Annotated in this window: 7 protein-coding genes; 6 read left to right on the top strand and 1 reads right to left on the bottom strand. The window is 37.6% G+C overall.

Going from position 1 to position 11054, the window contains the following annotated elements; all coding sequences use genetic code 11:
- Positions 1-451 precede the first annotated feature (451 nt).
- The 4 genes from D0817_RS01045 to D0817_RS01030 all read left to right on the top strand — a co-directional run bounded on the left by D0817_RS01045 (position 452) and on the right by D0817_RS01030 (position 5015).
- Positions 452-1753: a beta-helix domain-containing protein gene (locus D0817_RS01045; RefSeq protein WP_127336532.1), complete on the top strand. Its 1302-nt coding sequence runs from the start codon at positions 452-454 to the stop codon at positions 1751-1753.
- A 150-nt stretch (positions 1754-1903) separates the two neighbouring features.
- On the top strand, positions 1904-2749 hold the full coding sequence (locus tag D0817_RS01040; RefSeq protein ID WP_127336531.1) for a T9SS type A sorting domain-containing protein: 846 nt from the start codon (positions 1904-1906) through the stop codon (positions 2747-2749).
- A 101-nt stretch (positions 2750-2850) separates the two neighbouring features.
- Entirely contained in the window at positions 2851-3624 is a 774-nt protein-coding gene (locus D0817_RS01035) for a hypothetical protein (protein WP_127336530.1), read from the top strand.
- 35 nt (positions 3625-3659) lie between these two features.
- Complete coding sequence (locus tag D0817_RS01030; protein ID WP_127336529.1) at positions 3660-5015, top strand: S41 family peptidase; 1356 nt, start codon at positions 3660-3662, stop codon at positions 5013-5015.
- Positions 5016-5202: 187 nt separating this feature from the next.
- Here the strand turns inward: D0817_RS01030 and D0817_RS01025 are convergent, their stop codons facing one another.
- The gene (locus tag D0817_RS01025) at positions 5203-5871 is read right to left on the bottom strand and encodes a response regulator (RefSeq protein WP_127336528.1); all 669 of its coding nucleotides are present in this window, start codon (positions 5869-5871) and stop codon (positions 5203-5205) included.
- Between the two features lie 1025 nt (positions 5872-6896).
- Between D0817_RS01025 and D0817_RS01020 the strand changes: the two genes are divergently transcribed.
- Positions 6897-9815, top strand: a complete 2919-nt coding sequence (locus tag D0817_RS01020) for a S8 family serine peptidase (protein ID WP_127336527.1) — start codon at positions 6897-6899, stop codon at positions 9813-9815.
- Between the two features lie 169 nt (positions 9816-9984).
- Positions 9985-11025 carry a ligase-associated DNA damage response exonuclease gene (locus tag D0817_RS01015; protein WP_127336526.1) on the top strand — a complete coding sequence of 347 codons (1041 nt, stop codon included), beginning with the start codon at positions 9985-9987 and terminating at the stop codon, positions 11023-11025.
- Positions 11026-11054 lie beyond the last annotated feature (29 nt).

The raw sequence follows: 11054 nt of genomic DNA, 5'->3' as shown, positions 1-11054 counted from the left end.
ATTAAGAAAACGTTAAGGATAAATTTTCACATGATTTTTTCGTCTCCTGAAGTCTAATGTATATAAAGGACCATAGATTTTTTAATAACCATAAAATCGGTCTTCAAATTAATTTCTTTGAAAAAGGGTTGCAAGTAATTACTAAACATTTCAGACGTACATAATCTGCGAAAAAAACCAGACCGGAAAGCGGATCAGAATGGTACAATAGATTTTCACGTTCTCTAATATTTGCGTTGGTATTTGTTTCCAATTGGAAGAGGAAGAATCCTTTCACCCGGGCCCTAAAGTGAAAGAAGAATAAACAGGGCTAAGTTTCCGGCGGTAAAGCGGAAGCTTATGATAAAAGACTTTACCAAAAGGAAAGGTCAGAGGGAAGAAAATTTGCTGCTCTCCCCAAAGACCTCATTTGTAAAATACAAGCAGCAAAGTTAATCAAAATTCAGTTATCATGAAAAAAGTTTTTTTGTTCGCGATTGCAATTATTTTCTTCAATTCTTGTCAAAATGATGAAGCAAGTGCTGATTCTTCATTTGCAATGAAATCTGCCAGCGCAGATTATTCAGGTTATCCTGCTACAGTACAAACGGTAAGTGGTAACATTACGACTAACACTACATGGACAAACGACAGAGTTTGGGAAGTAAGTGGAGTAGTTCGTGTAATAGGGGCAAAATTAACCATACAACCGGGAACTTTCATCAAAGCTAAAGTATTAGCCAGTGGTGCTACAGGTGTACTGGTAATTACTAAAACAGGTCAGATTGATGCTCAGGGTACTGCAACAGCACCGGTTATTTTTACAAGTTATAATTTGTTAGACGGAAACGCTGCTACAAAAGCAACTCCCGGAGATTTTGGCGGACTTGTACTTTTAGGTGATGCTCAGGTAAATACAGGAGTAACTACTAATATTATCGAAGGTTTAGGAGATCAGCCAACACCTTCTGATTTTTACTATGGAGGAACAAACAATGCACATAGCGCAGGAGCTTTAAACTACGTTCGTATCGAGTATGCAGGTCGTATTTTAGATGCAGCTACAGGTGTTGAAATCAATGGTTTAACTTGTGGTGGTGTAGGTAGCGGTACTGTTATTGATCACGTTCAGGTTTCTTACGGAAGAGATGATTCATTCGAATTTTTCGGAGGAACGGTAAAAGCAAGCCATTTAGTTTCTTTTGCTCCGGATGATGACAATTTCGATTTTGATTTTGGTTACACAGGAACGATCAATAAAGCAATCGCTATTGCTGATACAACCTCGACACACAGTTTAAGCGGTGGAAACCCGGATTCAAACGGTATCGAATTAGATAATAACGCTACTGGTACTTCGACTACAATTATCACAAGACCGGTAATTTCTGAATTATCAATCATTGGTGCTAATTCAATTGCAGGTGGAGCTCTTTATGAAAATGCCATCCACGTACGCAGATTAGGACAAATAAGCCTTACGAATGCTACTGTTACAGGATATGTTACAGGAATCAGATTTGAGTCTCCTTCATTACCTGCAAGTTCTGCTAGAAGCTTTTTATCCGTACATGCTTTCACTAATCCTATATTGCCGGTTGGAACATCTTTAGGTGCAGGAAGTTCACCAGCGTCTACTGCTACAGTTGCAGATTCATGGGCTTTAACACAACCATTTTTTAATATTGCTCCATTAAACTTAGCAGGAGCTACAGGTGCCTTTAAGACAGAACAAAACTGGACAAACACCTGGACAAAGTTTATTAATTTCTAATTAATACTTTAATTATTTAAATAATTTAACAGGGCTGTCTAAAAGGTGTGTTTATTGTTTTTTTACTAAAAAGGAGGATATGTTCGTATGCAGTGTTGGTATGCATCTGTCCTTACTTTTTAGGCAGCCCTTGTTTTTAAACACAAAAAAATGAAAAAAAAATTACTTGTATTCGCTTTTATGCTTGTTTCCGGAATTGCATCGGCACAATTTACCATATGGGAAGATGATTTTGAAGATTCAGATGTGTCTGACTGGACTTTATTAGACAGAGACGGGGATGCCGTTAACTGGCTTGCCCGTACCAATCTTCAGGTAGATGAAAATTATGCTGTAATAGAAGGTACTAATAAGATATTAGGAACGTATAATATCAATACGGAAACGCTGGAGTCTCTGGGGCGTACACAAAATAACTGGGCCATTGCACCGGCAGTCGATTTGTCTTTTTACAGCGGCGGAATGCAATTAATTATCAATGCACAAAAAGCAATATTTGACGTCACAAATAATTTATACGTTTACGCTTCTGTCACAGATGCAGCTCCGGATTCTTTTACTCAGATCGCAACTATAGAAATAAAAAGAGAGGATATGTTAGCATCTGAATTTAAAGATTTTACAGTAGATATTTCTCAGTTTGCGGGTAAGTCACAAGTATATTTCGCCCTTGTAACCGCACCAGATCTTGCTATCGGTTACGAAATAGATAAAATTTCAATCACGGCTGCTTCATTGGGATTAGAGGATATACAAGGAAAAAAAGCGACAGTAGTAAAACAAAATCCCGTAAAAAACTATTTGCAGCTGCAGTTAAGCGAGGCTCTAAATGCAGAAGATCTTGCCGTAAAAATATACAATACAGCAGGTACACTGGTGAAAGATACCAAATATAACGATTCAGGTATTTTACTGGATAATCTGTCGTCCGGTGTATATTATCTGGTTATAGAGGACGGTGAAAGAGTCGAAAAAATCAAATTTATAAAAGAATAAGCACTCCTTTTTTGCAGGCCGCTCAGGAACTTATTTTTACAGGCGGAAAACAATTAAGGTATTAATAAAACAATCATTTTTAATAATTTACAATCAAACGCATGGATAATTTAGTTAAAGTAGTAATTGCTTTTTTAATCACCACTATTTGTCTTTCCTCTTGTTCCAATGACAATTTAACTCCCCTCAATCAGGAGCAAAAAGCCGGTAAAGTGGTCATAAAAGGATATAATGCAATGCCCGATTCTATTCAGGTTGCATTAGACGGTAAATTGCTGGTGGTGGATAAGCGTGATGCTTTTGTTAAAAAAATAGAAAAAACATACGAATTTGTATTTTATGATAATAGCATTAAAACAGTAGAAATTATCAATAAAAAAACAAAGCAGGTTTTACATTCCTATAATTTCACTACCGCTAAACCGGTCGATACGCTTTCATTTTATGCCAAAGAAAATATTTGGATTGAAAATGTACTTTCTCAGAAACCCGGAACTCTGAGCACCACAAAACACACCGGATACCGATTCATTTTTCCAAACTTCAATTTGTATTCAAAGAGCAGCTATACCGGTACCCTCGACGCGATCATTACAAAAGCAAACGGACAGGAAATCGGAGTAGTTCAGAATATAACGAAAAACAGTTTTAGTGCTTTTTTGGAGTTTCCTTTCAGTTCTCCGCCGATCATAAATATTGAGCTTGTCAAACACGGAACCACTGAATCGTACGTACCCGGAAAAAAAGTGACTTTTCAGACCATCATGCAGACTAATAAATCCAAGTTAATTGTTCTCGAAGAAAAAGCAGATGCCAACGGTGTATTTTCAGGAGTAGACGGAACGATCAATCTTACGGAATATTTTTCTTTTTAAGTTTTAAAAGAACCAATTTGAATGCGGCGCTACCCATGAAAAAATATCATTTTATTCTGAAAAGTTTTCTTCTCGTCTTTTTTGCGCTGGCGGTTTCCTGCCAGAACGATGATGAACCTGTTATTTACAAAGAAGGCAGTACCGAATATGTAAACAGCTGGATGTACGGGCAGATGAAAAAATATTATTTATGGAGTGAAAACATGCCGGATCGCACCAATTTGTCTTTAGACTCAAAAGAATACTTCAAAAAATTATTGCAGGCAGAGGATCGGTTTTCATATGCCACCCATCTTTCGTCTCCCGAGACATTTCCTAAAAGTATCAGAAGCACCTATGGCTTTGACATGGCCGTTATAGAACACGAAGGACAATTCTACGGAATTGTTTTATTTGTACTCTCCGATTCACCTGCCGAACGAAACGGCATGAAAAGAGGCCAGCTGATCAAAGCCATCAATGGAACGGTATTCAACAGCCAGAATTTCGAAAGCCTGTACGTTGCTTTAGCCCATTCGGATCAGGCAAAATTACAGGTCACGGAATATGCTTCATCCTCTGGTTTTTCGGCAATAAAAGAAATAGAAATACTACGCGGTTTTACTTTTTCCCAACCAATATTGCACAAGCTTATTCTAAACAATACAGAAAAAACCGGATACCTCTCAATTCCTCATTTTGATGTTGGACTGGCGTCGCCCTTATTGCAGGTCTTTCAGGATTTTAAAAATCAATCGGTTACAAAAGTCATTGTTGATCTCAGATATAACGGTGGTGGAGATGTTTCGTCCGCTGCAGCCTTAAGCATTATTTTGGCGCCTGGTAGTAAACCGGATGATTTATTTATAAAATTTAAAGGCAATAAAAACGGAGGTCTTGTAAACAAATCGTTTAAAGAAGCGCTGGAAATGAATGAAACCACGGTAACTTATGATGCCTTACGTGCAGCACATCCGGCCATTCAGGAAGTGTATGTTTTATGTGGAAGCCGTACCGCTTCGGCTTCTGAAATTATTATAAATAACTTAAAACCTTTTATGAAGGTCATTACCATAGGCGAAAAAACAGTTGGAAAAGATGTTGCCGGTTTTGCAATAGAAGACACCAGAATTTCCGGCCAGCAGGGATGGGTATTATATCCGGCCATTTATAAGCTCTTTAATGCTGCCGATCAAGGCAATTACAGCATGGGCATAACACCTTCCGTAACTCTAAATGAAATTCAGAACCTGGAAATATTTCCTCTCGCAGATCCAAGGGAAGTTTTAATTCAGCAGGCTTTGAATGGTATGTCAGCTGCAAAAAAGAGTTCTTCTTCTTCGGTACAGGTTATTCCTTTCAAAGTAAACTACAATGACGCAGATCCTCTTCTTAAAGTTAATTTTAATTAGTTGTGGGTTTGAGTTTTGAGTTATGAGTTTTGGGTTGTGAGTTATGAGTTGAGAATAAAGAATATAGCATAGAATAAAGATGGAGGACTAAAATCTATATTCTATGCTCTATACTCTATACTCTATACTCTATATTCTATACTCTATATTCTATACTCTATATTCTATATTCTATACTCTAAAATCCCTACAATAACCCTAACTTTTTAGCTTTTTCTATTAAATCCTTATCACTTCCTTTTCCTTGTAAAAGCTGATCTTTGATACTTGCTTTTCTTTTTTCTATGGCACTCATGGAAAGCGGAATATAATCCGGAAGATTGACTGTTTTGACGCCCTCGGAGATGAGAATTAAAATATGATTGTCGTGGTTGTCCCAGTTTATATTCTTCTTAAACAATTCCCGTTGGGATTCTATGATCGTCTGGCTACGGAATATCTCTCCGTCCATAATTTTTTTACAAATAATGGGAAATAATTCAAAATTGATATCGCTTTTTGCAATAAATCCTTCAGGCTTTAAACTTTTAATAATCTTATCTACTGTCAATGGTTCACTGTGCATGGTAAGAAGCACAATTTTACAGTTTGGGAATTTTTGTCGCAATAATAAAGCGAGATCAGTGCCATTGTTTATATTGGCTTTTTTGTAAGAAGGCAAATTGATATCAAGCAAAGCAAAATCGATAATTTCATTTTGTTTCTGGTAAAAATTTATTTTATTATAGGCATCTTCACAATTGTAGCTCTTTATAAAATCAGGAGTTTTATTTTGATAATTATTTTCAGTTAATAGGTTAATATAACTATCAACAGTCATAGGGTGATCGTCGACTATCAAAATGTTAAACATCATATTTTTTAATTATTTGTAGCAAATCTAACTAAATATTACGGATAAACCGTACAATTTAAATAAATTTTCTTTATTTTTTTTCGACAAATAATTATGAAATAAAGCCGGTATTTATAAATATAAATGATAAATAGCACTATTATATCTTATAAATTTAAAAATTTATGCTAAAAAATATAAATTTAGTAAGCCAGACCTGATACCTGTGACATATTCGATGCCCGTCATTTTTAGAATTTCGGAAACAATAGCAATTCAAATAAAGCTGCATGGCAGGTTATCGGGATACTTCACTAAGTTTTTTATCAGCGGCAAGATACACTTTAATAAAATTCCCTGCGACATCAGAGAATTTTAAATGAACGAAAAAGTTTTACTAAAATTTTAAATTTTTGTAGTCTGAAATTAAAAACTAAGACATTTTTTCGGCTTGTAAAATACAAACCGCCGGAACACTTTTCGGTCAGTTGAAAATCCCCAATTTAAAATTCGCTGATTTGATTTTTATCAAAAACCTGAAATGTAAAGTAATTATTTTACTGGAATTTGAAATCACCTTCGCTGCCAGCTTCAGGATTTTTATGCCGTAAGATAATCTGTACAACATTTTTAATTTCTAAGCATTTTCAAAAATCAATTAATTATCTGAATTTACTGTCAATTTTACTCCTTTTTTTAATAATTATGAAACGTTTTTGTTAAAATTAGGAATTTTCTTCTAAAATACATAATCTGTTTTAAATCAGGTATTTATACGCTATTTCAGCACCTGTTCTTTTGCGAATTTTAGCATACCTAAAATTAATCTTACAAACAAAAACGACTTTTGTAAATAAAGTCAACACACTCAATTTTAGGAAGCAACAGTTTTTTTACCCTAATTTTTATTAACCCTTAAAACCACAATTATGAAAATGAAAAAAACGGTAACCCTTCCTTTTTTGGGAATGTTTACGACCAGAAGCCCTCCTTAATTTTTATGAGATTTTAAAATTTAAAAATACAAACCATTAAATCTAAATCACATGAAAAAATTATACAAAATTATTTTCCTTTGTGTATGCGGAATAACCTATTCGCAGACTCAAAATGATATCGAGACGATCAGGTCTAACAGTAATTTGTCGGAACTGGAATCGTTAAGCGTGAAATATAAGGCCGAAGCGGAGAGAAACAAAGCATTAGCTTTAAGTTTGGCCAAAACAAATGGCTGGAGTGTTACTTTTATCAATAAGGACGGAACCGTCAGCGAATTAATGGGCGTTTCCCCGGACGGTAAATCCCCAATTTATTTTGCACCTGATAATGTAGCTGCTGCAAAATCCACAAGAACTAACTTTTTGAATTCAGGTGGCGGATTGGGACTCAACCTTAACGGACAGTCAATGACTGCGTACGTCTGGGATGGTGGCGCCACACTTCCTACTCACAATGAGTTTGGAGGAAGAGTCTCTATTCTGGATGGTGTAACTGCTATTGTAGCGGGCAGCAATAATAGCCAGCACGCCAATCATGTTACCGGGACTATAGTGGCAGCTGGCTCCGTAGCAGCAGCAAAAGGAATGGCTAATCAGGCAAATGCAAGAACGAATGAATGGAATAATGACTTATCTGAGGCTGGTTCAGCCACTACAGCCGGAATGTTATTATCCAATCATTCCTACGGATGGAGGTTAAGAGACAATTTTAACAACGTTATTATGGCACCCTGGAGATTTGGCGCCTATGAAACATTTGCAAGAGACTGGGATAACTTAATGTTTAATGCGCCTTATTATTTAATGATAAAAGCGGCAGGTAATGATGGTACCGATAATACTGCTAATAGCAGCCCCTTAGGTGGTAATACCAGTTACGATAAACTTACAGGATATGCCACTGCCAAAAACAGTCTGGTGATTGCCAATGCCAATGATGCTGTAATCAATACTACAACAGGAGCATTAACAAGCGTAACCATCAACACTTCAAGCAGCCAGGGCCCAACAGACGACTTAAGGATAAAACCGGATCTTACCGGAAACGGAACCGCCGTATATTCCACAGCTACACTTACCGCAACACCGACGCCCCTGACGAACAGCAGTTATGGTAATGCAACAGGAACTTCAATGGCGTCTCCAAATGTTACGGGGACACTACTTTTGTTACAGCAGCATTATAAAAATCTGAAAGGTAATTTCATGCGTGCGGCAACATTAAAAGGACTGGCTTTACACACTGCAGATGATGCGGGACCAACAGGACCGGATGCCATATTTGGCTGGGGATTGCTAAATGCCAAATTTGCAGCGGAAACCATCACCAAAAACGGAACATTTGCTATTATTCAGGAGCATACCTTACCAACCGGAAGTACCTACAGTTTTCCTGTCACTTCAGATGGTGTAAATCCGCTAATTGCTTCTATATCCTGGACAGATCCTGCCGGAACAGCCTATTTAGGTAGTATTGCAAACGTAAGTACGGCAAGGCTTGTCAATGACCTGGATATCAGGGTAACCAATTCATCAGGTACCGTTCTTCCGTACAGGTTGCTGTCAGCTACCGTAAACGGACTGGGTGATAATACCAGAGATCCTTTTGAGCGCATTGCGATTACAGGAGCAGCAGGCAATTATACAGTAACGATTAGTCATAAGGGAACTTTGGTAAACGGCAGTCAGAAATATTCTGTAATCGTAACAGGTATAACAGTTCCTATTGCTGATTTATATATTAAAGACAGGCCGTTTGATACCGGAATCGAACCTAATCCGGATTCAGGCCCGATGTGGATCAGTGATGATATTTGGGTAAGACAAAATACAGACGCCGGACTGACACATGAAAATCCGGAATATAAAACAAGTTCACCTAACGCAGTATACATTAGAGTGTATAATAAAGGAACAAATCCGAGTTCATCAGCCAAAGTAAGGCTGTATTTCGCAAAGGCGTCCTCCGGATTAACATGGCCGACAAACTTCGTGAATTTTAGTATCGGACCTGTGGTACATGGTAATGAAATCGGAGAAGTAAGTATCCCGTCTATATTACCGGGCGGCAGTACAATTGTTATGGTTCCGTGGTATCCGCCAAATCCGGCCGATTTTACAAATGACATTCATCATTTTTGTCTAACAGCCAGAATAGAATCTCCAAGGGATCCAATGCCAAATGAAGTAAATAACATCTCCATTGGTTCCAATGTCAAAAACAACAACAATATTGCCTGGAAAAACCTGAGTGTTTATAATTTAAATACAACAGATTTTGTAGCGCCTACGGCAGTATTTATTAGAGGAATTAAATCGAAACTGATCAATATAAAATTTGTTGATAAAGGATTTAATGAAGAACTTAAAAATAATTTCTTTGAATTAGGGGGTACAATTGAAGCAACGCTGGATGAACGCTTATTCGAAAGAGCCCAGTCCAACGGAAGTCTGAAAGGAGTGAAAATTTTAGATAAAAATAAAATCCTGATCAGTTCTGCAGATGAATCGATTGCAAATTTACCAATCGGTGCTGGTGAAACTTTCTCCATTGCGCTCGATTTCAGAGTTGCAAAAGATTTTCCGGACGATCAGCAGATTACGTTAGACCTTGTTCAGGAAGATGCTCAGAAAGGCGAGCTTGAGGGAGGAGAACGTTTTGCCCTGGTAAAAGCAGAGAAATCAAAAGAAGGATCAAATGAAATAGCGCTTACGGAAGCAGCTGGTTCAGGTATCCTTACGGTATATCCTAATCCTACTGATGGTATATTTACCATAAATGTAAACAATGACGAAAAGGGAACCTTAAAAATAATCAATATTTACAATGGCGTTGTTTTTGAAGAAAAAAACAATAAACAAACAGAATTCCATGTCAATATTGCCAAACAAATTCCCGGAATTTACATTATTCAGTTTACCTCTGAAAGTGGAGTCGTAACGACCAGAAAAATCATTAAAAAATAATTTACTATTCTTCTGACCTACTTGGAAAAGCAGCCTTCGGGCTGCTTTTTTAGGTTTTTAATTAGTGCTCAATACAAAGTACTTATTGAAGTTTTGTAATAACAATACCAAATCCTGTAAAATTTCAGAAGCAGATCTGCCTTAATTTTAAGGTTCTGAAAATAAAAAAATGAATCCTCCACTATTAGCTTTTAACGATAAAGGGATATACTGCCAGCAGGCCGATGTGTATCTTGATCCGTGGCGTCCGGTAACCAATGCTATAATTACTCACGGTCATGCGGATCATTCGCGCTGGGGGCATAAAAATTACATTACGCATCATACCAATGTACCCATAATAAGACACCGCCTGGGAGAGATCAATGTGACAGGAAAAGACTGGAATGAAACCTTCACCATAAACGGCGTTAAATTTTCACTCCATCCTGCCGGACATATCATCGGATCTGCTCAGATCCGTGTAGAATATAAAGGCGAGATCTGGGTTTTTACAGGAGATTATAAAACCGAGGACGACGGAATTTCCGTTCCTTACGAAGTGGTTAAATGCCACTCTTTCATAACAGAATGTACTTTCGGACTGCCTGCTTTCAAATGGACGCCGCAAGCCGAAGTCATGACAGACATCAACAATTGGTGGGCAGAAAACAGGGCCGAGGGAAAAACCTCTGTTCTTTTTGGATATTCGCTTGGAAAAGCACAACGATTGCTAAAATACTTAGATACCGATATTGGTAAAATATATACGCATGGCGCCATAGAAAATATGACGAATGTCTTAAGACCGCTGGTCGATTTCCCGCCAACCACGCGAATAACTTCAGAAGTAAAAAAAGAAGATCTGTTGGGCAGCATTGTACTGGCTCCTCCAAGTGCTCACGGAAGTACCTGGATCAGAAAAATGACGCCTTTTGTTACCGGTTCTGCCAGTGGATGGATGGCTTTTCGCGGGGCAAGACGCCGCCGTGCAGTAGATCGCGGATTTGTACTAAGCGATCATTGTGACTGGACAGGATTACTCGAAAGTATAAAAGCAACCGGTGCCGAAAAGGTGATTTCAACCCATGGCTATTCGGATATTTTTTCGAAATACCTTCAGGAGTTAGGCTATGACGCCCGGACTGCCCACACACAATACGAAGGAGAAGCGGGGGAAATGGAGGTTAAGAAAGAAGATGAGGAAGAGAATATTGAGAATAGAGAATAGAGAATAGAGAATAGAGAATAGAGTATAGA

This window comes from Flavobacterium cupreum (assembly GCF_003996965.1).
Lineage (GTDB): Bacteria > Bacteroidota > Bacteroidia > Flavobacteriales > Flavobacteriaceae > Flavobacterium > Flavobacterium cupreum.
Note: the sequence above shows the minus strand (reverse complement) of the source record. Positions and strands in the feature narration are given on the sequence as shown.